Source organism: Kribbella sp. NPDC049584 (assembly GCF_040675555.1).
Taxonomy (GTDB): domain Bacteria; phylum Actinomycetota; class Actinomycetes; order Propionibacteriales; family Kribbellaceae; genus Kribbella.
Window position 1 is genome coordinate 1,306,287 of record NZ_JBFAPF010000001.1, and the last position, 24,127, is coordinate 1,330,413.

27 protein-coding genes and 1 pseudogene are annotated in these 24,127 nt (G+C 68.4%); 12 read left to right on the forward strand and 16 right to left on the reverse strand.

The window, feature by feature from the left end; genetic code table 11:
- Positions 1-98 precede the first annotated feature (98 nt).
- Positions 99-965, forward strand: a complete 867-nt coding sequence (locus AB0J62_RS06570) for an arylamine N-acetyltransferase (RefSeq protein WP_363865067.1) — start codon at positions 99-101, stop codon at positions 963-965.
- Here the strand turns inward: AB0J62_RS06570 and AB0J62_RS06575 are convergent.
- The 11 genes and pseudogenes from AB0J62_RS06575 to AB0J62_RS06625 all read right to left on the reverse strand — a co-directional run bounded on the left by AB0J62_RS06575 (position 927) and on the right by AB0J62_RS06625 (position 11,319).
- Entirely contained in the window at positions 927-2,378 is a 1,452-nt protein-coding gene (locus AB0J62_RS06575) for an NADH-quinone oxidoreductase subunit N (RefSeq protein WP_363865068.1), read from the reverse strand. The genes AB0J62_RS06570 and AB0J62_RS06575 overlap by 39 nt on opposite strands.
- The gene (locus AB0J62_RS06580) at positions 2,375-3,928 is read right to left on the reverse strand and encodes an NADH-quinone oxidoreductase subunit M (RefSeq protein ID WP_363865069.1); all 1,554 of its coding nucleotides are present in this window, start codon (positions 3,926-3,928) and stop codon (positions 2,375-2,377) included. Before AB0J62_RS06580 ends, AB0J62_RS06575 begins: the two co-directional genes overlap by 4 nt.
- A complete protein-coding gene (locus AB0J62_RS06585) occupies positions 3,925-5,691 on the reverse strand; it encodes an NADH-quinone oxidoreductase subunit L (protein ID WP_363865071.1) in 1,767 nt (588 codons plus the stop codon). Before AB0J62_RS06585 ends, AB0J62_RS06580 begins: the two co-directional genes overlap by 4 nt.
- A complete protein-coding gene (nuoK, locus tag AB0J62_RS06590; protein ID WP_363865073.1) occupies positions 5,688-6,038 on the reverse strand; it encodes an NADH-quinone oxidoreductase subunit NuoK in 351 nt (116 codons plus the stop codon). The genes AB0J62_RS06585 and nuoK overlap by 4 nt, the downstream gene beginning before the upstream one ends.
- Before the next feature lies 1 nt (position 6,039).
- On the reverse strand, positions 6,040-6,534 hold the full coding sequence (locus AB0J62_RS06595) for an NADH-quinone oxidoreductase subunit J (RefSeq protein ID WP_363865075.1): 495 nt from the start codon (positions 6,532-6,534) through the stop codon (positions 6,040-6,042).
- Between the two features lie 164 nt (positions 6,535-6,698).
- Positions 6,699-6,920 (reverse strand): annotated as a pseudogene (locus tag AB0J62_RS06600) (4Fe-4S binding protein); the annotation flags it as partial.
- A gap of 191 nt (positions 6,921-7,111) precedes the next feature.
- Positions 7,112-7,789, reverse strand: a complete 678-nt coding sequence (locus AB0J62_RS06605) for a methylenetetrahydrofolate reductase (RefSeq protein ID WP_363865077.1) — start codon at positions 7,787-7,789, stop codon at positions 7,112-7,114.
- 90 nt (positions 7,790-7,879) lie between these two features.
- Positions 7,880-9,085, reverse strand: a complete 1,206-nt coding sequence (locus tag AB0J62_RS06610; protein ID WP_363865079.1) for an RNA polymerase sigma factor — start codon at positions 9,083-9,085, stop codon at positions 7,880-7,882.
- Positions 9,082-9,426 (reverse strand): YciI family protein, encoded by a 345-nt coding sequence (locus AB0J62_RS06615; RefSeq protein WP_363865081.1) that lies wholly within the window; start codon positions 9,424-9,426, stop codon positions 9,082-9,084. Before AB0J62_RS06615 ends, AB0J62_RS06610 begins: the two co-directional genes overlap by 4 nt.
- Positions 9,427-9,460: 34 nt before the next feature.
- Entirely contained in the window at positions 9,461-10,666 is a 1,206-nt protein-coding gene (locus tag AB0J62_RS06620) for a HAMP domain-containing sensor histidine kinase (RefSeq protein WP_363865083.1), read from the reverse strand.
- The gene (locus tag AB0J62_RS06625) at positions 10,663-11,319 is read right to left on the reverse strand and encodes a response regulator transcription factor (RefSeq protein WP_363865085.1); all 657 of its coding nucleotides are present in this window, start codon (positions 11,317-11,319) and stop codon (positions 10,663-10,665) included. Before AB0J62_RS06625 ends, AB0J62_RS06620 begins: the two co-directional genes overlap by 4 nt.
- A gap of 107 nt (positions 11,320-11,426) precedes the next feature.
- Here AB0J62_RS06625 and AB0J62_RS06630 point away from each other — a divergent pair, with 107 nt between their 5' ends.
- The 4 genes from AB0J62_RS06630 to AB0J62_RS06645 are packed head-to-tail and all read left to right on the forward strand — an operon-like array spanning position 11,427 to position 14,858.
- Positions 11,427-11,948 (forward strand): hypothetical protein, encoded by a 522-nt coding sequence (locus tag AB0J62_RS06630; protein ID WP_363865087.1) that lies wholly within the window; start codon positions 11,427-11,429, stop codon positions 11,946-11,948.
- Positions 11,921-13,000 (forward strand): peptidoglycan-binding domain-containing protein, encoded by a 1,080-nt coding sequence (locus tag AB0J62_RS06635; RefSeq protein WP_363865089.1) that lies wholly within the window; start codon positions 11,921-11,923, stop codon positions 12,998-13,000. The genes AB0J62_RS06630 and AB0J62_RS06635 overlap by 28 nt, the downstream gene beginning before the upstream one ends.
- Entirely contained in the window at positions 12,997-13,662 is a 666-nt protein-coding gene (locus AB0J62_RS06640) for an ABC transporter ATP-binding protein (protein WP_363865091.1), read from the forward strand. Before AB0J62_RS06635 ends, AB0J62_RS06640 begins: the two co-directional genes overlap by 4 nt.
- Complete coding sequence (locus tag AB0J62_RS06645; protein WP_363865093.1) at positions 13,659-14,858, forward strand: ABC transporter permease; 1,200 nt, start codon at positions 13,659-13,661, stop codon at positions 14,856-14,858. The genes AB0J62_RS06640 and AB0J62_RS06645 overlap by 4 nt, the downstream gene beginning before the upstream one ends.
- 12 nt (positions 14,859-14,870) lie before the next feature.
- Here AB0J62_RS06645 and AB0J62_RS06650 read toward each other — a convergent pair whose 3' ends face one another.
- Positions 14,871-15,818 carry a complex I subunit 1 family protein gene (locus AB0J62_RS06650; protein ID WP_363865095.1) on the reverse strand — a complete coding sequence of 316 codons (948 nt, stop codon included), beginning with the start codon at positions 15,816-15,818 and terminating at the stop codon, positions 14,871-14,873.
- Positions 15,819-15,878: 60 nt separating this feature from the next.
- On the opposite strand from AB0J62_RS06650, the gene AB0J62_RS06655 reads away from it, so the two are divergent.
- Genes AB0J62_RS06655 through AB0J62_RS06665 form a run of 3 tightly spaced genes read left to right on the forward strand, consistent with a single transcriptional unit; the run spans position 15,879 to position 17,738 of the window.
- On the forward strand, positions 15,879-17,060 hold the full coding sequence (locus AB0J62_RS06655) for an NAD(P)H-binding protein (protein WP_363865097.1): 1,182 nt from the start codon (positions 15,879-15,881) through the stop codon (positions 17,058-17,060).
- 34 nt (positions 17,061-17,094) lie between these two features.
- Positions 17,095-17,316 (forward strand): ribbon-helix-helix protein, CopG family, encoded by a 222-nt coding sequence (locus AB0J62_RS06660; protein ID WP_363865099.1) that lies wholly within the window; start codon positions 17,095-17,097, stop codon positions 17,314-17,316.
- Entirely contained in the window at positions 17,313-17,738 is a 426-nt protein-coding gene (locus AB0J62_RS06665) for a PIN domain nuclease (RefSeq protein ID WP_363865101.1), read from the forward strand. The genes AB0J62_RS06660 and AB0J62_RS06665 overlap by 4 nt, the downstream gene beginning before the upstream one ends.
- Here AB0J62_RS06665 and AB0J62_RS06670 read toward each other — a convergent pair.
- Genes AB0J62_RS06670 through AB0J62_RS06685 form a run of 4 tightly spaced genes read right to left on the reverse strand, consistent with a single transcriptional unit; the run spans position 17,729 to position 20,796 of the window.
- Positions 17,729-18,661, reverse strand: a complete 933-nt coding sequence (locus AB0J62_RS06670; RefSeq protein ID WP_363865103.1) for a GNAT family N-acetyltransferase — start codon at positions 18,659-18,661, stop codon at positions 17,729-17,731. The two genes, AB0J62_RS06665 and AB0J62_RS06670, sit on opposite strands and share 10 nt — an antisense overlap.
- Positions 18,658-19,398 carry an NADH-quinone oxidoreductase subunit C gene (locus AB0J62_RS06675; RefSeq protein ID WP_363865105.1) on the reverse strand — a complete coding sequence of 247 codons (741 nt, stop codon included), beginning with the start codon at positions 19,396-19,398 and terminating at the stop codon, positions 18,658-18,660. Before AB0J62_RS06675 ends, AB0J62_RS06670 begins: the two co-directional genes overlap by 4 nt.
- Positions 19,395-19,946 carry an NADH-quinone oxidoreductase subunit B family protein gene (locus AB0J62_RS06680; RefSeq protein WP_363865107.1) on the reverse strand — a complete coding sequence of 184 codons (552 nt, stop codon included), beginning with the start codon at positions 19,944-19,946 and terminating at the stop codon, positions 19,395-19,397. Before AB0J62_RS06680 ends, AB0J62_RS06675 begins: the two co-directional genes overlap by 4 nt.
- Positions 19,947-19,950: 4 nt before the next feature.
- On the reverse strand, positions 19,951-20,796 hold the full coding sequence (locus AB0J62_RS06685) for an alpha/beta hydrolase (RefSeq protein ID WP_363865109.1): 846 nt from the start codon (positions 20,794-20,796) through the stop codon (positions 19,951-19,953).
- 100 nt (positions 20,797-20,896) lie between these two features.
- Between AB0J62_RS06685 and AB0J62_RS06690 the strand changes: the two genes are divergently transcribed.
- The 4 genes from AB0J62_RS06690 to AB0J62_RS06705 all read left to right on the forward strand — a co-directional run bounded on the left by AB0J62_RS06690 (position 20,897) and on the right by AB0J62_RS06705 (position 23,966).
- Positions 20,897-22,354: a cytosine permease gene (locus tag AB0J62_RS06690; protein WP_363865111.1), complete on the forward strand. Its 1,458-nt coding sequence runs from the start codon at positions 20,897-20,899 to the stop codon at positions 22,352-22,354.
- Positions 22,354-22,869 carry a cysteine hydrolase gene (locus AB0J62_RS06695; RefSeq protein ID WP_363865113.1) on the forward strand — a complete coding sequence of 172 codons (516 nt, stop codon included), beginning with the start codon at positions 22,354-22,356 and terminating at the stop codon, positions 22,867-22,869. The genes AB0J62_RS06690 and AB0J62_RS06695 overlap by 1 nt, the downstream gene beginning before the upstream one ends.
- Complete coding sequence (locus AB0J62_RS06700) at positions 22,866-23,576, forward strand: GntR family transcriptional regulator (protein WP_363865115.1); 711 nt, start codon at positions 22,866-22,868, stop codon at positions 23,574-23,576. The genes AB0J62_RS06695 and AB0J62_RS06700 overlap by 4 nt, the downstream gene beginning before the upstream one ends.
- 231 nt (positions 23,577-23,807) lie before the next feature.
- The gene (locus AB0J62_RS06705; RefSeq protein WP_363865117.1) at positions 23,808-23,966 is read left to right on the forward strand and encodes a hypothetical protein; all 159 of its coding nucleotides are present in this window, start codon (positions 23,808-23,810) and stop codon (positions 23,964-23,966) included.
- Positions 23,967-24,127 lie beyond the last annotated feature (161 nt).

Genomic DNA, 24,127 nt, shown 5'->3' on the forward strand with positions numbered 1-24,127 from the left:
CACACCTCTGTCCAAACCGTAGAGCGCGCTGCCCCAGCCGAGGTCGTGGACCTGCTGGTCGGTCGAGGACGGCGATCACCTCGCCTAGCCTAAGGCGCATGGATACCACGGCGTTCCTGCAACGGATCGGACTCGACGAGTACGACGGCCCGCCGCGGCTGGAGGCGTTGACGCGACTGCACGAGGCGTTCGTCGATCAGGTGCCGTACGAGTCCATCCAGTACCAGCTGACGCCGGGTGGTCCGCTGGAGCCGGAGGACGTGGTGAAGCGGATGATCACGCGGGAAGCCGGCGGGTACTGCTTCCAGCTGAACGGGTCGTTCGCGCTACTGCTGACGGAGCTCGGGTACGGCGTGCGGATGAACCGCGGCGGCGTACAAACGGCCAACCGTCCCGGCGGCGTCGACGCCAGCCACATGGTCCTCACGGTGACCGGACTGATCGAGGACCCGGACCGCGTCTGGCTGGTCGACGTCGGTCTCGGTGATGGGTTGCGTCAGCCGATGCCGCTGGAGGTCGGAGAGGCGTATCAGTATCCGTTCACGCTGCGCCTGCGTCCGTCGGAGCTGACCGACGGCTGGCGCCTCGACCACGACCCGCGCGCAAATCTCATCGGCATGGACTTCGAGTCGGCGCCGGTCGGGCTGGACGCCTTCGCCGACCAGCACGCCCGTTTGTCGACCGAGCCCACGTCACCTTTCGTGCGACTCGCGTCCGCGTTCCGTCGTACGCCGAAATCCGTCGTCGTACTCCGCTCTGTCGGGCTGAGCGAGACCTTCGCCGACCGGGTCGACAACACCCTGCTCGAAAACCCGACCGACTACTTCACTGCCCTGGCCGACATCTTCCACCTCCCGCTCCCCCACTACAGCGCCACCGATCGCAACCAGCTCTGGCGCCGCGTGTGGTCGCAGTACGAAGACTTCCTAAGTCGCCAGCGCGAAGAGGACGCTGGGGAGGACTGAGACGACCGCGGTCAGGGCTGCGAACAGGGAGAGCATCGCGACGGCTGGGGTTTCGATGTCTACCGAGAACGGGTCGTCGGCGGGCAGCCGGAAGAGTTCGGCGACCCAGCGGAGGTAGACGGCGAGTCCGATCATCACGTTGATGGCCATCACGATCGCCAGCCAGCCGAGGTGTGCCTCGATGACGGCCTGGAAGGCGGCGAACTTCGTGAACAGGCCCGCCAGACCCGGCGGCAGACCGGCGAGAACGACCAGGAAGAAGATCAGCGCCGCGGCGAGACCGGGCTCGGAGCGGACCATGCCGCGATAGTCGGTCAACAGCCCGCTGGGGCGATGACGCTGTACGACGGCTACCGCTCCGAACGCGCCGAGCGTGACCACGACATACGCCGCCAGGTACCCGACGACCGCCTGCGCATCGCCGACGGCCAACGGCGCGAGCAGGAAGCCAACCTGACCGATCGAGGACCACGCGAGCAGCCGGACCGCCTCGACCTGACGCAGCGCGGCGAGGTTCCCGACCGTCATCGTGAGAGCCGCGAGGATCGCGATCACGGTCCGCAGGTGCGAGCCGTCCGGCGCGATCCCGGCCGTCACCAGCACGAGCAGTCCGGCGACGCCGGCCGACTTCGAGACGACCGCAAGGAACGTGGTGACCTCGATCGGCGCTCCGACGTACGTGTCCGGCAACCAGGCGTGGAACGGCACCGCCGCGATCTTGAACGCGAACCCGACGATCACGAACAGCCCGGCCGCGAACGCCACCCGCCCGAGGTCGGGATCGAGACCCGTCAGCCGGTTCGCGATCGTGGTCAGGTAGAGCGAGCCGGTCACGCCGTACAAGTAGGAGACGCCGAAGAGCATCACGGCGGTCGACAGCACCGACACCAGGAACGCCTTCATCGCGCCCTCGGACCCGCGCCGGTTCCGCCGGAGTCCGACCATCGCGAAGCTCGGCAGCGACACCACCTCGAGCGCGATCACCAGCGTCGCGAGATCCCGCGCGCCCGCCAGTACGGTCGCGCCGGTCAGCGCGCTCAGCAGCAGGAAGTGGTACTCACCGATCGGCACGTCCGAGGCCAGGAGCCGGTACGTCGACAGGCCCACCACGCCGAGCCCGCCGACCAGCAGCACCGCCCACAACCCGGCCGTCAACGGCTCGAACACGAAGCTGCACTCCGCCGGCCCTTCGACCGCCGGCCGGCAGAACGCGGGCTTGAAGCCGCCTCGCTGCGCCCACACGAACACGAGCCCGAACAGGATCACCGCACTCGTCAGCAGCGTGACGACGGTATGCCGCAACTCGGCCGAAGCGCTCTTCCAGAAGCTGTCGACCAGCAGCACCGCCACCGCGCCGATCGCCAGCACCAGCGGTACGGCGATCGCCTGCCAATCGGTCCAGGTCAGCGTCATAGGAACGTCCACTGGTTGAGCAACGTGAAGGGCCAGAGGCCGAGGAACACGGTCAGCACGACCAACGGCACGAAGGTCACGAACTCGATCCGGCTCAGGTCGACGGCGAACGCGGCGGGCGGGTTCTCGGCGGGGTCACCTTGGCACAGCTCGCGGATCAACCGGAGGAAGTACGCCGCGGTCAGCACGGCGCCGAGCCCGGCGATCACCATCAGCACGACGAAGGTGGCTCGAGGCAACCAATCGGCCGGGTGGTAGGCGCCCAGCAGGACAAGCATCTCGCCCCAGAACCCAGCCAGGCCGGGCAACCCGAGCGACGCGAGACAGGCGTAGGTGAGCAGCCCGCTGATCCGGGGAAGGCGCGCGTAGAGCGCCCGGCCGATCGCCCGCAGGTCGCTGGTGTCGTGCCGGTCCTTGATCGCGCCGGCCAGGAAGAACAGCAGGCCGGTGATGATGCCGTGGGCAAGGTTCGCGTACAGGGCGCCGTTCAGACCCTCCGGCGACATCGTCGCGATCCCGAGTCCGATGAAGCCCATGTGCCCGACGCTCGAGTAAGCGATCAGCCGCTTCACGTCGGTCTGAGCCAGACAGGCCAGCGACCCGGCGATGATCGCGACGACCGAGAACCCGGCCAGGTACGGCGCGATGGTGGCGGTCGCGTCGGGCAGCACCGGCAGCAGGATGCGGATCATCCCGTAACTGCCCAGCTTCAGCAGTACGCCGGCCAGCAGCACCGAGCCGACCGTCGGCGCCTTCGCGTGGGCGTCCGGCAACCAGATGTGCAACGGCCAGAGCGGCATCTTCACCGCGAGCCCGACCGCGATCAGGATCGCGGCGGCGAGCGGAACTCCGTGTCCACCCTTGATCGGATGCTGCCCGAGGAACACCAGATCGAACGTCCCGGCGTGCCGATAGATGAGCAGGAAGCCCAGCAGCATCAGGGCCGATCCGAGCACTGTCATCAGGATGAACGTGGTCGCAGCGCGCCGACGGCCGGCCCGATCGTGGTCGTCACCCCAGCTGTCGATCACCAGCCACATCGGGATCAGCACGATCTCGAAGAACACGAAGAACAGCACTAGGTCGGCGGCCGCGAACGTGCCGATCACCCCGGTCTCGATCACCAGCAGCAGCGCGATCAGCGAGCGGGTCCGGCCGATGCGCGGCGTGATCTTCAATGAGTACACGCAGCAGAGCAGGACCAGCAGCGCCGTCAACGCGATCAGCGGGAGCGAGATCGTGTCGACCGCCAGATGGAATCGCACGCCCAGCGACGGGATCCACGGCACGTTGATGTCGACGTACGGCGTCAGTTTGCCTGGCAAGGTCCGCGGCCCCGCGCCGTACACATCCACGAGGTCGGTGGTGCACGGACAGTGCGGGCGGCGCATGTCCCACCAGAGGACGAACGACGCGACCAGCAGGACCCCCGACACGACCGTCCCGACCAGCGCCGCGACACGATCGGCCGTCACCACCGGCAACGCCCACAAGACAACAGCCGTCAGCGTCGGCACCGCGATGAGGGCGATCAGCAACCATTCGCTCACGAGCCGATCACCCCCGCCAGGATCGCCAGTGCGACCGCACCGATCACGGCCGCGGTCAGGTACGTCTGCACGTTGCCCGTCTGCAGCTTCCGGAAGCCCTGCGAGGCCAGTACGCCGGCCCGCCCGGTCGCCCGTACATAGGCACCGATCACGTCCCGGTCGTTGCCGACCGCGAGCTTCGCCAGCCGTTCCACCGGCACGACGAACAGTCGCTGGTACGCCGGATCCACGCCGTACTCATGCTCCAGCACAACCGGTCGCGGATCAGCGCCCCGCTGCCAGAGTGAGTACGCCGCGAAACCGCCGAGCACAGCGAGAACGGTCGTGATCAGCGCGATCGGCAGGTTGAGGTGGACGCCGTCGGTGTAGCCCAGCCCGATCGCGCCGATTGCGAGCAGCACCATCGGCGCGAGCATCAGCCACGACCCGTCGCGAAGCTTGTTCGCGTCGGGCTCGTCGAGATGCGCCATCGGGTCGTCGCCTTCGAACGCGCCGACCGCGCCCGCGAGGGCCGGAGTACGGAAGAACACCCACAGCCACATGCGTACGCAGTAGAACGCCGTCATCGCCGCGGTCAGGCAGACAGATACGAGCACGATCCAGCCGACCGTCGAACCGTCCTTCGCCTGCTCCCACGCGGCTTCGACCACCGAGTCCTTGGAGAAGAACCCGGCGAACCCCGGTACGCCGGCCAGCGCCGCGAGGCCGATCGTCATCGTCACGAAGGTCACGCGCAACTGTTTCCGCGAGGCACCGCGGCGGGTGTAACGACGCAGTACGACGAAGGCGGCGCTGCCGACCTGGTGCAGGAGTACGCCGGCGCAGAGGAACAGCAGGCCCTTGAACGCTGCATGCGTCAGCAGGTGGAAAAGCGCCGCACGTCGACCGTCATGCGTACCGAGCGAGAGCCCGGCGAACATGATCGCCAACTGGCTGACGGTCGACCAGGCCAGCACCCGCTTCACTTCCACGGCCGCCATCGCGCAGGACGCGGCGAACAGCATCGTCACGCAGGCCACAATTGCCAGCACGGTCAGAGTGGTCCGCGCCTCGACGAACACGCTGTACAGCCGGGCGATCAGGAAGACACCCGCGGCAACCATCGTCGCCGCGTGGATCAGCGCACTGACCGGACTCGGGCCGGGCATCGCGTCGGGAAGCCAGGTCTGCAGCGGGACCTGCGCGGACTTGCCGATAACACCGACCAGCAGCAGGATCGTGCCGATCGTCAACGTATGCGGCTCGATCGGGCCGCTGCCGAGCTCGGAGATCCGGAAGGTGTGGTAGCCGACACCGAGGACGAAGATCCCGAACAGGAAGCCGACATCGCCGAGCCTCGTCATCAGGAACGCCTTCATCGCACCGGCCCGGGCGTCACGGCGCTCCCAGTAATGACCGATCAGCAGGTACGAACAGGCGCCCATCACCTCCCAGCCGATCAGCAGGAGGAACAGGTTGTCCGAGATCACGACGGTCACCATCGCCGCGGTGAACAGGGTGACAAGAGCCGTGTACGACGCGATGCGCTCGCGGACGTAGCCGATCGAATAGATCTGGACGCAGGCGGAGACGACACCGACGACGGCGAGCATCAGCACGGTGAGCCCGTCGGTGCGGAACTCGTACGAGAACCAGAAGTCCTCGCCGATCATCGCGCCGCCGGCCTTGGTCTGCTGCGGGTCCACGCCGTACAGCAGCGCCGCGGCCAGCACGACGAGGAGCGAGAAGCCGACGCCGGCCACCCGCCAGGCGGTGGCGATCACGTGGCCTTCTCCTGTTCGACCAGCTCGTCCCGTTCGGCATCGTCCTGTTCGGCGAGGTCCCGCGCGGCGTCCGCGTCAACGTGACCGTGGCCGCGGAACAGCAGCAGGACGATCGCCAGGCCGAGACCGATCTCGGCCGCCGCGAGCGTGATCACGAAGACGGCCAGCGCCTGACCGGTGGCGTCGTCGATCCGCCAGGCGTCGAAGGCGACGAGGTTCAGGTTGACCGCGTTCAGCATCAGCTCGAACGACATCAGCAGGGTGATCACGTTACGGCGCGCGAGAACGCCGTACACCCCGATGCAGAACAGCACGACGGCCAGCAGCAGCGGGAGGATCAACGGCACGTCAGTCCTCCTTCTTCCGCACCGACAGGGCGATCGCGCCGATCAGCGCGGCCAGCAGGAGGACCGAGAGGACTTCGAACGGGAGCACCCAGGTCTTGAAGACCTGCGTTCCCACGGCCTGGGCGGATCCGTCCGCCACCGGCTTGATCTTCTCGTTGCCAAAAGCAAGAACCACGCCGGCGCCGAGGATCAGCGCGAGCACGGCCGCCACGACGGCCGCGAACGGGCTCCGGCCGGTCGTCAGGCCGGGCAGCGGGTTCGTCGGTGCCTTGGTCAACATCAGCGCGAACAGCACGAGGACGACGATCGCGCCGACGTACACCAGGATCTGCACCAGCGCGACGAACTCCGCATGCAGTACGCCGAAGCAGCCGGCGATCGCCCCGAGCGCGACGACCAGCCACAGCGCGGCGTGCACGATCCGCTGGGAGGTCACGACCAGGACCGAGGCGATGAGGGCGACGGCTCCCGCAACGCTGAACAGGGCTGTTGTCACGCCTCGTCCTCTTGCGTCGGGCCGGTGGTCTCCGCCGTCGCGACGGGGGTCTCTGTCGTCGGGCCGGGGTCGATGGGTTGCGGCGCGGGCACGGTCCACATCCAGTCGCGGAGGCGGTCCTTCTCGTGGGTCAGGTTGCGTATGTCGGTCTCGGCGTACTCGAACTCCGGCGACCAGAACAGCGCGTCGAACGGGCAGGCCTCGATACAGATCCCGCAGTACATGCACAGGCTGAAGTCGATCGCGAACCGGTCCAGCACGTTCCGGCTGCGCACCCGCGCCTGCTCACCGACCGACGGCGCGGTCTCGGTGTGCGAGTCGATGTAGATGCACCAGCTCGGGCACTCGCGGGCGCACAGCATGCAGGAGGTGCAGTTCTCCTCCATCAGCGCGATCACACCACGACTGCGCGGCGGCAGCTCCGGCAGGACATCCGGATACTGCTCGGTGACAGACCGACGGGCCAGCGTCCTCGCGGTGACCTTCAGCCCCTCGACCAGTCCCTTACCCGGCACCCCCACGCTCCACCTCCCGTCTCTAAGCAGGACACTAGCCTCCCACGACCCGATCCGGCGCGCTAAAGCTCGCGCTCGAGCCGGGCGGCAACCTGCCGGTACCGGCTCACCGGTATCAGATGAACGCCGTCGAAGGCACCCGAGTCACGGATCGCGAGGATTTGCTCGCAGGCGTGGTCGACGCCGGCGTCGCGATCCCGGTCGACCGCCTCGATCAGGGCCGGCGGGATCTTGAGCTGGGGCAGGGCGGCGAGGTCCTGGGCCATCTTCGCCGAGGCCAGCACCATCACCCCGGCGTACACCGGGATGCCGAGGTCGATCGACTCACGCCAGCGGAGGAGCTCGTCGAGGTCGTAGCTGACCTGCACATACAAGAAGTCGGCCTCGGCCTTCCAGCGCGGAACCTTCGTCAGGCGGGTCGCGGCGCCGACCTGGAAGGGGTTGCAGCCGGGGTACGTCGTGTCGCGCGCCTGCTCGATCATCGTGCGGACCGTGAGCTGGCTGGTCCGGGCACCTTCCGCGGGTTCGTCGCCGTGGACGAACAAGAACTGCTCCACGCCGTACGCCGCCGCCGTCAGCAGGTCTCTGCGGAAGCCGAGCAGGTTGCGGTCACGGGAGTTGAGGCAAGCGATGCCCCGGGCCCCCATCAACTGCACCTCGTTGGCCACCGCGACGCTGGACACGGTCGCCCGGCCGATGTGATTGTCCGGGATCAGGAACCCGTCCGCGATCGGACTCATCACCCCGATCTGATGCCGAACCCGCTTCAGATCGGGCCGGGTAGGCGGCTCCACCTCACAGACCAACTCAAATCCCCGCACGGGTGGACCTTACGCCAGACGGGTTCGAAGGAAGTTCTGTTCCGCCTGGTTGGGCGTCAGCGAGAGAGCCCGCCTGTACGCCGCCTGCGCCTCGTCCGCGCGGTCCAGCTGGCTGAGCAGGTCAGCTCGGATGGCGTGAAAGAGGTAGTACGTGTCGAGGTCGAGCGCGTCGACGAGGGTCAGAGCCGCAGCGGGGCCATCGACTTCAGAGACCGCTACGGCTCGGTTGAGGGCAACCACCGGAGAGGGCTCAAGGGTCAGGAGGTGGTCGTACAGCTGGACGATCTGGCGCCAGTCCGTCGACTCGGCCGAGGTCGCGTCGGCGTGGACGGCGTTGATGGTTGCCTGGAGTTGGTACGGGCCGGGCTGGTTGCGGCGCAGGCATTGGCGGACCAGTGCCTGGCCCTCGGCGATCAGCGGGCCGTCCCAGAGTGTGCGGTCCTGCTCGCGGAGGCGGATCAGCCCACCGTCGGCCCCGACCCGCGCGGGGCGGCGGGCTTGTTGAAGGAGCATCAGAGCGAGCAGACCCACGGCCTCGGGTTCGTCGGGCATGAGGTCAGCCACCAGCCGGCCGAGGCGGATGGCTTCGAGCGCGAGTTCGTCGCGGACCAGCGACTCGCCCGACGAGGCGGCGTACCCCTCGTTGAAGATCAGGTAGACGACTGCGAGTACGCCGCGCACGCGCTCCGGCAGATCGGCCTCGTACGGGACGCGGTACGGGATGCCGGTCGCGCGGATCTTCGCTTTGGCGCGGACCAGGCGTTGCGCCATCGTCGGCTCGGGGACGAGGAACGCGTGCGCGATCTCGGTAGTGGTGAGGCCGCCGAGCATGCGGAGCGTGAGCGCGACGCGGACGTTCAGCGCGAGGGCCGGGTGGCAGCAGGTGAAGATCAGCCGGAGACGGTCGTCGTCCACGGCACCCACCTCCTCCGGCTCGTCCTGGGCATGCAGCAGTGCCGCCTGGGCCGCCTGGGCCTGCTTGTCGGCCCGTACGGACTCGCGGCGCAGGCGGTCGATCGCCCGGTTCCGGGCGGTCGTGATGATCCAGCCGGCGGGACTCGGCGGTACGCCGCTCTCCGGCCATTTCTCCACCGCCGTCGCGAAGGCATCCTGTACGGCGTCCTCGGCGATCTCCAGATCGCCGAAGACCCTCGTCAAGACCGCGACCGCGCGCCCGTGCTCAGCGCGGAAGATCCCGGCCAGATCAGGTGTCACGACTGGAATGGTCTGACTTCTACGGACAGGTTGCGGAGGACCTTGGCCAGGCGGCGGGCCCAGTGGAGGGCGGCGTCGAGGTCGTCGACCTGGATGACGGTGAAACCGCCCAGGTGCTCCTTACCCTCGGTGAACGGGCCGTCGGTGATCAGAACCTCGTCACCGTGGGCTTTCAGCACGGTCGCGGTGTCCGGCGGGTGCAGGCCGGCGGCGAACACCCAGACGCCGGCCGCCTGCATCTCCTCGTTCAACGCCTGAAGCTCCCGCAGGATCGGCTCCAGGACCTCGGGCTCGGGGATCGGGCCGTCAGGCTGATAGATGCTGAGCAGGTACTGGTTCATCGTGTCCTCCTTCTCGTCATCTGTACGAATGGCCTCAGCCCGGATCGACAGGCAGCTCCACAGTAATTTCCAGACCGCCTCCGGCTCGCGGTACGGCGGTGACGGTCCCGCCGTGTGCCTCGGCCACCGAGCGGACGATCGACAACCCGAGCCCGGCGCCCTTCCCGCTGACCAGCCGCTCGGCGCCCAGTCGGTAGAACGGCTTGAACAGGCTCTCCACCTCGTACGGCGGAATCTCCGGCCCGGTGTTCGTCACCACCACCTGGACGTGGTCCCCGGCCGTCTTGCTGACCGCCCAGACCCAGCCGCCAGACGTGTTGTGACGGATTCCGTTCTCCACGAGGTTGTGGACCAGGCGTTCCAGCAGAAGAGCGTCGCCGCGGGTCGGCGCGTCGCCCGGGCCGCGGATCAGGTCGACCCCCATCGCCGACGCCTCAGCCGCCAGCTGACCGCAAACGTGCGTCACGACGTCAGCCAGGTTCACGGGATACACCGTCGTCAGCTGCTTCTCGGAGTCCGCGAGGATCAGCAAGCCCTCTATCAGCTGCTCGTGTCGCGCGTTGATCGTCAGCAGGCTCTCGCCCAGTTCCTTCACGTCAGCCGACGCCGTACGCCGGTGCATCGCGACCTCGACCAGTGCCCGGCCGAGCGTCAACGGCGTACGCAGCTCATGCGACGCATTGGCCACGAACCGGCGCTGGCCGTCGAACGAATGGTCCAGCCGTTCGACCATCGTGTCGAACGCATCGGCCAGATTCTTCACTTCGTCGTCAGGCCCCTTGAGCGCAATCCGCTCGTGCAAAGCCGCAGGTGAAGCGGAGATCCGGCGAGCCGTGTCGGTGACTCGATGCAGCGGCGCCAGCACCCGCCCGGCCACGAGCCAACCGAATCCCGCCGCCAGTCCACCCACTACGACCAACGCGACACTCCCCTGGATCAGCAACGACTTGATCGCCGCCTGTCGGACCTGCTCGCGTTGCTGCTCGAGCACCTTCTCCGCATCCGACCCGGTGAGTACGGCGCCGTCCTTGTTCATCACGTAGACGTCGTTGCTCGGCGGCGGTGGCTTCTGAGCACCAGGCCCTGGACTGAGATACGTCCCCTTCACGATCACGCGGTACTGCTGGCCGAGGTTCGCGTTGAACAGCGCATACGTCACCCCGAGCAGCACTACGCCGGCCACCATGAACAACCCGCCGTACAGCAAGGTCAGCCGGCCCCGCAGCGTCAGCCGCCTCATGGGATGCGGTAGCCGACGCCGGTGACGGTCTCGACCAGCCCCGGCTCGCCCAGCTTGCGGCGTAGCTTGAGGATCGTCAGCCGCACCGCCCCGGTGAACGGATCCACGTGCTCGTCCCATGCCTTCTCCAGCAGTTGTTCGGCCGACACGGTCGCGCCGGCGGCCCGCAGCAGCTCCGCGAGTACGGCGAACTCCTTCTTCGACAGGGGCACGTACCGGCCGTCGCGGAACACCTCGTGCCGCGCCGGATCCAGCGTCACGCCGGCACGTCGCAGTACGGGCGGATCGGCCGGGCGACTCCGCCGCCCCAACGCCAGCACCCGGGCAGCCAGCTCAGCGAACGCGAACGGCTTGGTCAGGTAATCGTCCGCACCGAGCCCGAGCCCCTCCACCCGGTCGGTGACCGCAGCAGCGGCCGTCAGCATCAGCACCCGGGTATCCGACCCGGTCTGCACCAACTGCCGGCACACCTCGTCGCCGTGCACGACCGGGATGTCGCGGTCCAGCACGAGTACGTCGTACGCGTTCACCGACAGCCGTTCGAGCGCGGTACCGCCGTCACCCGCCACGTCGACCGCGTGTGACTCGTCACGCAGCCACTCCGCGATCGCTGCCGCCAGCAACGGTTGGTCCTCGACCACCAGAACCCGCACGCACCCCATGATCCCCGACGACCGTGTTTCTTCCGTGTTAGCGCGCTCGGAAACGGCCGGGAAACGGCGTACGGCGAAGGCTTCGGGGAAACGAGAGGAGCGCACCGATGCGCAAGACCATCCTGGCCGCCACCGCGCTGGCCATCACCGTACTGGGGGCCGTACTCATCACCGGCTGTGGAGCGGACAAGCCCGACACTCAGGTCGCCTCCGGCAGCGGAGGGGCCCAGTCGACCGCCCCCAGCAGCGCGCCGGCCAGCCTCAGCCAGGACGAGATGGCAGTCAAGTTCACCCAGTGTCTGCGGGAGAACGGCCTGAACGTCCCGGACCCGGAGCCGGGCAAGGGGCCGATGCTGAAGTTCGACAAGAACTCCGGTGTCACCCAGGAGCAGGTGCAGAAGGCGATGGAGGCCTGCCGTGAGTACGACCCGCAGTCGCAGGGCAGCGCCAATCCGCAGCAGGCGGAGAACGGCCGCAAGTACGCCGAGTGCATGCGGAAGAACGGTGTCGAGAAGTTCCCGGACCCGAAGCCGGACCAGCGCGGCATCATGATCGGCCCGGGCGTCGCCGACGACCCCGACTTCCAGAAGGCGCAGGACGCGTGCCAGAGCATCCTGGCGGCGCGGTGATGCGGAAGGCACTCACGGCTGTGGTCGTCCTGGCCGCTGGGGGCGCGGCGAGCGCGTTCCTGGTGAACCGGGGCGACACCAGCCAGGCATCGAACCAGCCGGCACAAGCTCTGCCGGTCAACACCACCAAGGTCACCCAGCAGACCCTGAAGGACACCGAGACCCAGGACGGCCAACTCGGCTTCGGTACGACGTCCTCCGCCGTCAGCCGGATTGCCGGCACGGTCACCGCCGTACCGGACAGCGGGCAGGAGCTGCGTCGCGGGAACACCGTCTACAGCATCGACAACAAGCCGACGATCCTGCTGTACGGCGCGCTCCCGGCGTACCGGAAGCTGTCGATCGGGGCCGAGGGCAATGATGTTCTGCAGCTCGAGCAGAACCTGAAGGCGATGGGGTACACGGGATTCACCGTCGACGACGAGTACACCAGCGCCACCGCCGAAGCCGTCGAGGAGTGGCAGGACGATCTCGGCCTCGACGAGACCGGGGTCGTCGAGCTCGGTACCGTGCTGTTCGCGCCCGGTCATATCCGCGTCGACAGCGTGCAAGGCCAGGAGGGCACACCGCTCGGCCCGAACCAGCCTGTGCTCTCCTACACCGGCACGACCCGGGCCGTCACGGTCCGGCTCGACGCGGCGGACCAGCGGCTGGCCACGCCCAACACGGCGGTGACAGTAGCGCTGCCTGACGGCAAGACCGTGCCGGGCCGGATCGAGAAGGTGTCGACGGTGATCATCCCGGCGGAGAGCCCGGACAAGGACCCCGAGACCAAGGTCGAGGTGATCGTTGCCATCGCCAACCAAAAGGCCGTGGCCGCTTGGTCGTCAGCGGCAACTGATGTCACCTTCACCGCCTCGGAACGCAAGAACGTGCTGACCGTCCCGGTCGCGGCTCTGGTCGCGCTCCGCGAGGGCGGGTTCGGCGTCGAGGTCACCGACGGTACGACCTCGCACTACGTCCCCGTTAAGACCGGGTTGTTCGCGAGCGGTCAGGTCGAGATCAGCGGTTCCGGAATCAAGGCCGGCACCACGGTGGGGATCCCGAAGTGATCGAGCTGAGCGAGGTCACCAAGGTGTACCCGGGCGGTGTGAACGCGCTGGGCGGAGTCAGCTTGCGGATCGAGGCGGGCGAACTGGTCGCGATCGTCGGCCCGTCCGGCTCCGGCAAGTCCACGATGCTCAACGTGCTCGGCACTCTCGACCGCCCGACCTCCGGCACCGTCCACATCGATCGGTACGACGTTGCGCGGCTCTCCGACGCCGGGCTGTCGGCGTTGCGCGCGACGCGGATCGGCTTCGTGTTCCAGCAGTTCCACCTCGCCGCGGGCGTGCGCGCAGTGGACAACGTCGCGGACGGCCTGCTCTACTCCGGCCTTCGACTGTCCGTACGACGCAAGCGCGCCGCGGCCGCACTCGTACGGGTCGGGCTCGGGCATCGGCTGGATCACGAGCCGCACGAGCTGTCCGGTGGTGAACGGCAACGCGTCGCCGTCGCGCGAGCGGTCGCCGGCGAACCCGCCGTACTGCTCGCCGACGAACCGACCGGGGCACTCGACTCCGCATCCGGCGCCGGCGTGATGGAACTGCTGCGCGACCTGCACGCGGCCGGTACGACGGTCGTCGTCATCACGCACGACCGGGACATCGCCGCTTCCCTCCCCCGCCAGGTCCGCATGCGCGACGGGCGCATCATCGAGGAGGTGAGGTCATGAGGGGCGAGCTCAAGCCGGCGTCCCTGAAGCTGGCGGACATTGTCCGGGTGGGCGCCGTCGGTCTGCGGACCCGGCCGACCCGCGCGTTCCTGTCCGCGTTGGGGATTGCGATCGGGATCGCCGCGATGGTCTCCGTGGTCGGGATCTCGTCGTCCTCCCGGGCCGAGCTCGACGGGCAACTCGATGCCTTGGGCACCAACCTTCTGACGGTTGCCCCCGGCACTCGATTGACGGGTGAGCAGGCCCAACTACCACTCACGGCCGAAGCGATGGTCCGCCGGATCGCCCCGGTCCGGGCCGAGTCCGCGGTCGGCAAAGTCGACGACACGTCCGTCTACCGGACCAACAAGATCCCGGACGTCGAGACCAACGGCATCATCGCGTACGCCGCCCGCACCAACCTGCTCGACACGATCGGCGCGACCGTTCGCAGCGGCAAATGGATCGACGCGGCCACCGGCTCGTACCCGGCAACCGTGCTCGGCTCGAGCGCTGCCGACCGGCTCGGGATCACCAAGGCGGGGCCGGACACCCAGGTACTGATCGGCAACATCTGGTTCACGGTTCTCGGCATTCTCGAGCCCGCCGCGCTGGCACCCGAGCTCGACAGCGCAGCCTTGATGGGGTGGCCGGCGGCCGGTCGGCTCTCCTTCGACGGTCATCCGACCACGATCTACACGAGGTCGGACGACGCGCAGGTGCCGGCGGTCCGATCGGTGCTCGGGGCAACCGCCAACCCCGAGGCGCCGAACGAGGTCGAGGTCTCGCGGCCGTCCGACGCGCTCGCCGCGAAGCAGGCCGCCGGACAGGCGTTCACCGGTCTGCTGCTCGGGCTCGGCGCGGTCGCGCTCCTGGTCGGCGGCGTGGGTGTTGCCAACATCATGGTGATCTCCGTGCTCGAACGCCGCGCGGAGATCGGCCTGCGCCGGTCGCTCGGCGCGACCCGCGGTCAGATCCGCACCCAGTTCCTCACCGAGTCGCTGTTGCTGTCCGCGCTGGGCGGGGTCGGCGGCGCGGCCCTGGGATCCGCGGTCACGGCGGCGTACGCGTCGTACCAGAATTGGCTGACGGTGATCCCGGTCTGGGCGCTTGCCGGTGGAGTCGTGGCAACGCTCGTGATCGGTGCGCTAGCCGGCTTGTATCCCGCCGTACGCGCCTCCCGGCTGTCGCCGACCGAGGCGCTGGCCACGCCCTAGAAGATCGCCGCCCTAGAAGATGACGACGCCGATGCCGGTGAGCGCGAGCTGGAACAGCGCCACCGGCACCAGGCCCTGCCAGGCAAGCTTCTGCAACTGGTCCGCGCGCATCCGGGGGAACGACACGCGCACCCAGATCACCACGACCGAGACCAGCGCGACCTTCATGATGGTCCAGATCCAGCCGATCGATTCAGGTCCCGGTCCGCTCCAGCCGCCGAGGAACAGCACCGTTGTGAGCCCCGCGAGGACGACGATCCCGGCGTACTCGGCGAGCAGGAACATCGCGAACCGCAGACCGGTGTACTCCGTGTACGGGCCGAAGATCACTTCGGAGTCCGCGACCGGCATGTCGAACGGCGGCCGCTGGAGCTCGGCGAGACCCGCGATGAAGAACACGATCATGCCCGGCAGCTGCCAGAGCAGCCACCACGGGTTCCACGCGTGCGCGATGCCGGTCAGGCTGAGCGAGCCGGCCGCGACAGCGACACTCGCGGCCGAGAGCACGAAGGGCAGCTCGTAGCTCATCAGCTGCGCCGCGACCCGGAGTCCGCCGAGCAGGCTGTACTTGTTGCCGCTGCCCCAGCCCGCCATCAGCGACCCGAGTACGCCGATGCTCATCACCGCGAGTACGAAGAACAGACCGGAATCCAGGTCGGCGCCGACGATGCCGGGCGCCAGCGGGATCGCGGCGAGCGCGGCGAGGTACGGCAGGATCGCGACGATCGGGGCCCACTCGAAGACGCGCTTGTCCGCGGCCGCCGGGACGACGCTCTCCTTCTGGACGAACTTCACCCCGTCGGCAACCAGCTGCGCCCAGCCGTGGAACGCGCCGGCGTACATCGGGCCGAGCCGTGACTGCATGTGCGCCATCACCTTGTGCTCGGCCTGACCGACCAGCAACGGCGCCACCAGGAAGGCGACCAGGACGCCCACCACCCGCACCACGAACTCCAGCATGTGCGCAGCCTATCGACTCCGGCTTGACCTCAACCAACGTTGAGGTCGAAGGATCGGGTCATGACTACCGTACTTGTCACTGGAGCCACCGGTCGGGTCGGCCGGCATGTCGTCGCCGGACTGCGCGCGGCGGGGGTGACCGTTCGCGCTCTCGTCCGTACGCCGGAACTCGCCGGCCTCCCGCCCGCCGTCGAGCTGATCCAGGGCGACGTCCACGACGTCGGCGCCGTACGACGGGCTGCGGCCGGCGTCGATGCTGCGTTCCTGCTGTGGCCGTCGTTCAGCGCGGACGGGGCGTCGCAGATCGTCCCGTTGTTGCCTTCGCGAGTCGTGTATTTGTCGTCGCTCAGCGCCGCCGAGGGTGGGGTCTGGGGTGAGGTCGAGCAGTTGCTGCGGGATGCCGGCAAGGCGTGGACGTTCCTGCGGCCGAGCGGGTTCGCGGTGAACGCTCAGGCCTGGGCCGGCGACTTCCGCGCCGGCGACACGCTGCGGCTGCCGTACCCGGAGGCGTCGCGGTCGATGATCCACGAGCGCGACATCGCGGCGGTCGCCGTACTCAGCTTCGTCAACCCCGGCCACGTCGGCCAGATCTACGAACTCACCGGCCCCGAGGCACTCACCCAGGCCGAGCAGGTCGCCACCATCGCCCGTGCCGTCGGCAAGGAGATGCACGTCGTACCACTCGTTGAGGACGCGGCCCGTCAGGCCATGCTCGACCAAGGCGCGGACCCAGCCCTCGCCGCCAGCGCCGTCAGCTACTGGGCCTCGCTCGTCGACAACCCCGAACCCGTCACCACCACAGTCGCCGAACTAACCGGCCGCCCAGCCCTCACCTTCGCAGAATGGACCCGCGAGCACGCGGACGAGTTCCGCATCCCCTCCACCGCCGAGGTCGCCCAGGGGTACGTCGACGCACTGTCCGCCGGCCGCCTGGACGAGGCACTCGCCTACCTGGCACCCGACGTGATCCGCACGGCCCCACTCGAATCCGCGACCGAACTCAAAGGCGTCGACGCCATCCGCGAAAACGCCCGCCGCCTCAACACCAACGTCGAATACCTGACGGTCGAGACCCTAGGCCCACTCCTCCACTCCAACCACTTCGCCACCCGCTTGACCTTCACCCAACGCAACACCACCACCGGCGCCCAATCTCAAACCACCAAACTCTCCCTCTGCACCGTGGAGTCCGGCCACATAACCCGCGAAGACGTCTTCTACCACACGCCGCCACACGCCTGATATCGTTAGCTATCGAGAGGGAGGTGACACCACCATGAGCGATGTTCTCATCCGCGATGTCCCCGATGAGGTGCTCGCGGTCATCGACCATCGAGCAGCTGACCTAGGTCTGTCCAGGAGCGAATATCTGCGTCGGCAGCTCAGCCAGGAAGCCGCGCGCTCCGAGGTTGCTGTGACCCTTGCGGACCTTCAACGGCTCTCTGAATTGGCTCGCGATCTGGAGGACCCCGAGGTCATGGCCCAGGCCTGGTCATGACACCAACTCTCGACTCTCGGCGCTGGCTGATCGACAAGTCCGCACTTGTACGTCTCAGCACGGCTCCCGATTGGGAGGTATGGGCGAGCCGCATCAATCGCGGGCTCGTACATGTCACCACTATGACCTTGCTGGAGCTCGGGTTCTCGGCGCGATCCGCGGACGAGCATCGCTCTCTCTTGCAGCAGCCACCCGTCGCAGCTATGCCAGTGGAGAACGTCACCCCAGCGACTGAGCGTCGCGCCGTCGTCATTCAGGCGCAGCTCGCATCCGCGGGCGAGCACCGAGCGCCTTCGGTGGCAGACCTGCTGATCGCCGCCACCGCGGAGCAGACCGGCCTGATCCTGCTCCATCTGGACAAGGACTTCGAGCTGATCGCCAACCTCACCGGGCAGCCGACGGAGCGGCTGGCTCAGTCCTGAGGCAGCGGGAGTTGGACCCAGCCGCCTACGTCGTGGCGGCCGGCGGTCAGGGCGGCGGTGCGGGCGCCGTGGTTGGCGGAGTGGATGGTGCCGATGAAGATGCGGGTCGGGTCGGGGAGGGCCTGGGCGAGGAGGGTGCTCAGGTGGGGGCCGTAGCCGTGGCCGCGATGGTGCTTGGCGAGGATGAGCTCGAGGACGACGTACGCCGGAAGGCCTAGGGCGTCGTCGGGCTTGATGATGGCGGCGGCGTACCCGGCCCATTCGTCGTTCACCGTGATCTCGAACAGCAGACCGTCGGCGGCGGATTCCTCGAGATCCTCGAGGTCCTGGATGGTCGCTTCTTCGGTGTGGTGCGGGTGGTCCGCGTCCACGGCTTCGTACGCGCGGCGCGCCTCGTCGTAGTGTTCGACGCTCTTCGCCGGGCGGAGCGCGAGACCGGGCGGTACGTCGTGTGGCTGCAGCTCGCTGATCGGTGCGGCGAGGAAGCGGCGGTCGGGCACGGTGCCGTCGATGCCGGCCTCCGCGCTCCAGAGGCGGAGGTAGAGCGGGTTGTGGACGCCGTAGTACTCCTGGGCTGCCTCGGCGAGCGCTGGTAGGTCGCTCGGCTGGGGTGAGCGGCTCATCGGGGTAGCGTCGACGAACGGTCTGGCGACGTTCATGTTCTCGAAGCGCATGCTGAACATCACCTGGAGGTCGTTGCCTACGGCAACCCAACGGTTGAGCATCGCCTCGACCGGTTTCCCCGGCGCCAAACGCGCGGTCCGCTGGGTCGCGATCTCCAGGTCCTCGGCCAGCAGAATGTCCAGCGCCGCATGCTCCTCGGCCAGGATCGCCAGCCGGCGCGCGTCGTCGACCCACGTACGGGTCAACGGATGCTGACGCTCCAACGTGTACCGCGCCAACTCCTCAGCCGAAGGAATCACGACGACTCGCCCAGCGGCGCGTCCGGGGGGCTCGCCGGAGCCGCGTCGGCGGGTGGGGATTGGCGGCGCGCGCGGCGCTCCCCGCCTGCGCCTGCTGCTCGGCGGGGGCGCGCGGGAGTTGCGGCTGCCTGCGCGGCCGCGAGCGGGTCTGGGTCCGGGGAGCCGGGTGGGCGGGGTCCCCAGGTTTCGGGGTCGGGGACGCCGGGTGGGAGGGTGCGGCGGCGGCTGGGCGCGCCGGCGGGGGCGTGGTCGGATTCGCCGGGTTCCTTGGCGCCGGGCCACGGCTTGGCGACCCGGGACGCGAGGACGAACTCCTTGCGGAGAGGGTGGCCCTCGAACTCGTCCGGCAGCAGCAGCGTGATCAGGTTCGGATGGCCGTCGAAGCTGATTCCGAACATCTCGAACGTTTCGCGCTCATGCCAGTTCGCCCCGGCGTACACCTCGGACAGCGTCGGCAGCACAGCCTTGTCCCGCGGCACCAGCGTCCGCACCAGCACATGATCGACGTGCGACCCACCCCAGAAGTCCGCGAGGTGCGACACCACGCGGAACCCATCGGCCAGCTCGTCCGAAGCGCTCAGGAAATCGAAGAACGTGAGCCCGACGGTATCCCGCAGTACCTCGTGCGCCGCCACCCACGACTCCGGCGGTACGTCGATCGTGGTCGGGCCGAAGCTGTCCGTCGACGTCGCGGTGATGCCGGCACTCGTCAGCGCCTCCAGTGCATCGGCGCTCAAGGCTGCACCAGGCCGCGGGTGAGCGCCGCCGCGGACGGCTCCTCGTACCGGTCGGCGAGCGCCTCGCCCGCGATCTTCTCCTGCAGTTTGAGAATCCCCTGCAGCAACGCCTCCGGCCGCGGCGGGCAGCCGGGCACGTACACGTCGACCGGGATGATCTGGTCGACGCCCTTGGTCACGCAGTACGAGTCCCAGTACGGGCCGCCCGAGTTCGAGCAGGAGCCGAACGAGATCACGTACTTCGGCTCAGGCATCTGGTCGTACAGCCGCTTGATCGCCGGCGCCATCTTGTCCGTGACGGTGCCCGACACCACCATCAGGTCGGCCTGCCGCGGTCCGGGCGCGAACGGGATCACGCCGAGCCGGATGAAGTCGTGCCGGCCCATGGACGCGGCGATGAACTCGATCGCGCAGCAGGCCAGCCCGAAGTTGAACACCCAGAGCGAGTACTTGCGTCCCCAGTTCAGCAGGTACCGGACCGGCTCCGGCGCGAGCTTCGCCAGCGCGCCGACTTCCGGTCGCACCGTCGGCATCCCCAGCTCGGTCATGCGCTCAGCCTAGTCCGACAATCTCCTCCGCGAGGACCTCCGGGTATTCGAGTGGCGCGTAGTGCCCGACGCCATCGACGTACCGCACCCGGACGTCACTGAAGAAGTCGTCGACCCGATCCGACCACGCCCGCGGGAACAGCGGATCGAACTCAGGCCACAGCACAACTGTCGGTACGGCGATCCGGTCGTACAACGGCGGCGCCGTCTCGGCCGCGGACACTGCGACCGACCCGGCACCGGCCCGGTACCACTGGATCGACGCCGTGAACGCACCCGGCTGTGAATACGTATCCACCAAGTGATCGAGCTCCGGCTCGAATCCCGGCCCGGACCAGTGCGTCCAGAAGTGGTTCAGGTATGAGCGGACCGCGTCCGGCTTCCCGTCGATCAGTTCCTCGATCACCGGCAGCCGATGCAACGCCTGGTACCAGAACTCCGCCTGCGCCTGCTCGGAGAACACCCGCTTGCCGATCCCCGGCAGCGGAGGCGCGATCACGATGCCGTCGATCAGCTCCGACTGGGTTCGCGCGATCCCCTGCGCGATCCGGCTGCCGACGTCGTACCCCGCGAGCACCGGACGCTCCAGCCCCAACTCGTCCATCAGACCCACCACGCTCCGCCCCTGCGCGGCGACGCCGTACTGCGCGGGGTCGGTGTCGGCCGCGTCCGACCCACCGAACCCGCGGAGATCCGGCACCACCACGTCGAAGCCGCGCTCCGCCAGCATCGGTGCGAGCAGCCGGTAATCGGTGCGATCCCCCGGCCATCCGTGCAGCAGCACCACCGCCGGGCCCTCGCCGATCCGGTCGTACGCCAGCCGGAATCCGTCCACCGCTTCAGTCAGCATGGCCTCAGTTTTCGGCAACCGCGCAGTGTTGACCACTCTCACACCCAGGCTTACCGTGGTTGAACAGGACTGAACAGGTCCACTCCGGTGGGGAGACACCATGGCTGACCAGCTCGAGGTGCAGCAGACCCGCGCGCTCCAGGTGGAGAGCAACGGGCTGAACGTGATCGCCGACGCGGACCGGAAGGGCCGCCCGAGTCAGCTGTTCTGGCCGTGGTTCGGAGCGAACGTCTCCGTGCTCGGGCTGAGCTACGGCGCGTTCGCGCTCGGATTCGGGATCTCGTTCTGGCAGGCGGTGATCGCCGGCGTGATCGGGGTGGTGTTCTCGTTCCTGCTCTGCGGGCTGATCGCGCTGGCCGGCAAGCGCGGTTCGGCGCCGACGATGGTGCTCAGCCGCGCCGCGTTCGGTGTCCGAGGCAACAAACTGCCGTCGCTGGTGTCGTGGTTGCTGACGGTCGGCTGGGAGACCGTGCTGACGATCCTGGCGACGCTCGCGACCGCGACCGTGTTCGAGCGGCTCGGCTGGGGCGGCGGCAACCTCACCAAGGTGATCGCGCTGGTCGTGGTCGGTCTGCTGACGGTCGCTTGCGGCGTACTCGGGTTCGACCTGATCATGCGGGCGCAGACGGTCATCACCGTTGTCACCGGCGTACTCACCGTTGTTTACATCATCCTGGTCGCCGACCAGATCCACTGGAGCACGGTGTCCGCGCTGCCGAGCGGTTCGTCGCAGGCGGTCATCGGTGCACTGGTGTTCCTGATGACGGGCTTCGGACTCGGCTGGGTGAACGCGGCCGCGGACTACTCGCGGTACCTGCCGCGCGAGTCGTCGAGTCGCGGCGTGGTCGGCTGGACGACGTTCGGCGGCTCGGTGGCTCCCGTCGTCCTGCTGGTCTTCGGTCTGCTGCTGGCCGGTTCGTCGGCGGACCTGAGCAAGGCGATCGGCGCGGACCCGATCGGTGCGCTGGCAAGCGCGTTGCCGACGTGGTTCCTGGTGCCGTTCGTGATCGTCGCGGTGCTCGGCCTGGTCGGTGGCGCCGTACTCGACATCTACTCGTCCGGCCTCGCGCTGCTGTCGCTCGGCCTGCCGGTCAAGCGGTACGTCGCGGCGTTCATCGACGGGGTGGTGATGATCGCCGGGACGATCTACGTCGTCTTCTACGGCGGCGATTTCCTGGGCCAGTTCCAGGGGTTCCTGATCACGCTCGGCGTACCGATCGCGGCCTGGTGCGGGATCATGCTCGCCGACATCGCGGCCCGGCGGCGGAACTACGCCGAGGACGACCTCTACCGGCCGAACGGGCGGTACGGCGATGTGCAGTGGTTGCCCGTGGCCACGATGCTCGTTGCCACCGGCATCGGCTGGGGTCTGGTCACGAACACGCTGGCGTCATGGCTGACCTGGCAGGGCTACCTGCTCGGGCCGCTCGGTCTCGGCGGCAAGGGAGGCGCGTGGGCGTACGCGAACCTCGGCGTACTGGCGGCGCTCGTGATCGGTTTCCTCGTGCAGTGGTTCGGCCGCGGGGCCGCAGTACGCCGGCAGGAGGCGAGCGCCTGATGGTCCTGGCCCTCATCGACCTGCAACGGATCTTCGCGGACCCTGAGTCCGGCTGGGCGACCCCGGGCTTCGAACGGGTGATCGCGCCTACGAAGGAGTTGCTGGAGATCTTCGGGTCGGATGTCGTCTTCACCCGGTTCGTGGCGCCGGAGGAACCGTTCGGTGCCTGGGTGCCTTATTACCAGGAGTTTCCCTTCGCGTTGCAGTCTCCCGACGCGACGGAGTACGAGCTGGTCGACGAGTTCAAGGGCGCTCCCACTCTGGACAAGATCTCCTTCGGGAAGTGGGGTCCGGAGCTGGCGGCCGCGGCGGACGGCCGGCTCGTCCTCGGCGGGGTGACGACGGACTGCTGCGTGATCAGTACGGCGCTGGCCGCGGTCGACGCCGGCGTACAGGTCCAGGTCGTCGAGGAGGCGTGTGCCGGATCGACCGACGAGAACCATCGCAAGGCGATCGACATCATGCGGCTGTACGCACCGATGATCGAGATCGTGCACGTGGAGCAGTTGCGATGATGCGCCGGATCTCCCTGAAACACGAGCGGGTCGCACGGGTGCTCGCGCGGGAGATCAAGTCCGGCGTCGTACGGCGTGGTGCACAGCTACCCGGAGAGGTAGAGCTGGCTCGCCGGTTCTCGGTCAGCCGCAACACGGTCCGCGCGGCGCTCGCCGTACTGGCCGAGGAGCAGCTGATCGCGACGCATACCGGCAAGGGTTCGTACGTGCTGTTCGACGGGCGGCCGCTGGACGGGCGGCTCGGGTGGACGCATGCCCTGTCCGAGCAGGGCGTGGAGACCCGGATGCGGACGGTACGGATCGAACGCTCGACGGATCCCAGGCTGGCATCCCGGCTAGGTCTGGAATCGCCGGAGGTGGTGGTGATCGAGCGGGTCCGGCAGCTGACCGACGGTACGGCGATCTCCCTCGAACGCAGCCGGATCCCGGCGCTGGACGCGCTGCGCGACCTCCCCGAACGCGGCCTGGACAACGACTCGATCAGCGTCACCCTCAACCGCGCCGGCCTCTACCTCGACCACTGCGAACAACGCCTCCGCGGCCGCCCCCTCACCCCCGTCGAAGCCGGCCACCTGAACCGCCCCGCCGGCACCTGGTTCCTCCACACCACCCGCACCAGCTGGACCGCCAACGACCACTTCGCCGAACACGCCGACGAACTCCTGGACCCGAACCACTACGAACTAAGCCTCACGTACCGCAGCTGATCCGGCGCGTGCTGCTTCACGCCGCGACCGCTCGGGCCGCTCTGATGAACCTTGGACACCCGGTGGTGACCTTGGATAAGCAATTGGATGTGCACAGTCACCGTGGGCTGTCCCCAGTCGGTGTCCCACCACCTAAGGGGTTAGTTGCCCTTGGCATAGGGAGTTGTGCGGATGTGGGGGGCCTCCTCAGGAGCGCACTGTCTAGTCATCGACAGGAGCTCGGAGGACATCATGTTCATGTACTCGACCGACGCGGTGCGGGCCGAGATCAAGTACCGGCAGGACCGCATCAAGCGCGACTTCCAGCGTCCGTTCTGGTTCCAGCGCACGCCTAAGCAGCAGCCGCCCGCGCCCTGTGCGCCCGAGCTGCGTGCCCGTCCGGCGATGTGACCGCAAGGTCACCGCCCCAGGCCCCCTCCCCCCAGGCGGGGGGGGGGGGGGGGGGCCCCCCCCCGGGCGGGGGGGCGGGGGGGGGGGGGGGGGGGGGCGGCGGGTACTGCCCCGGCTGGGAGTATGGGCCCGGTTGCGGTTGGTGTTGCGGTGGCGGCCCG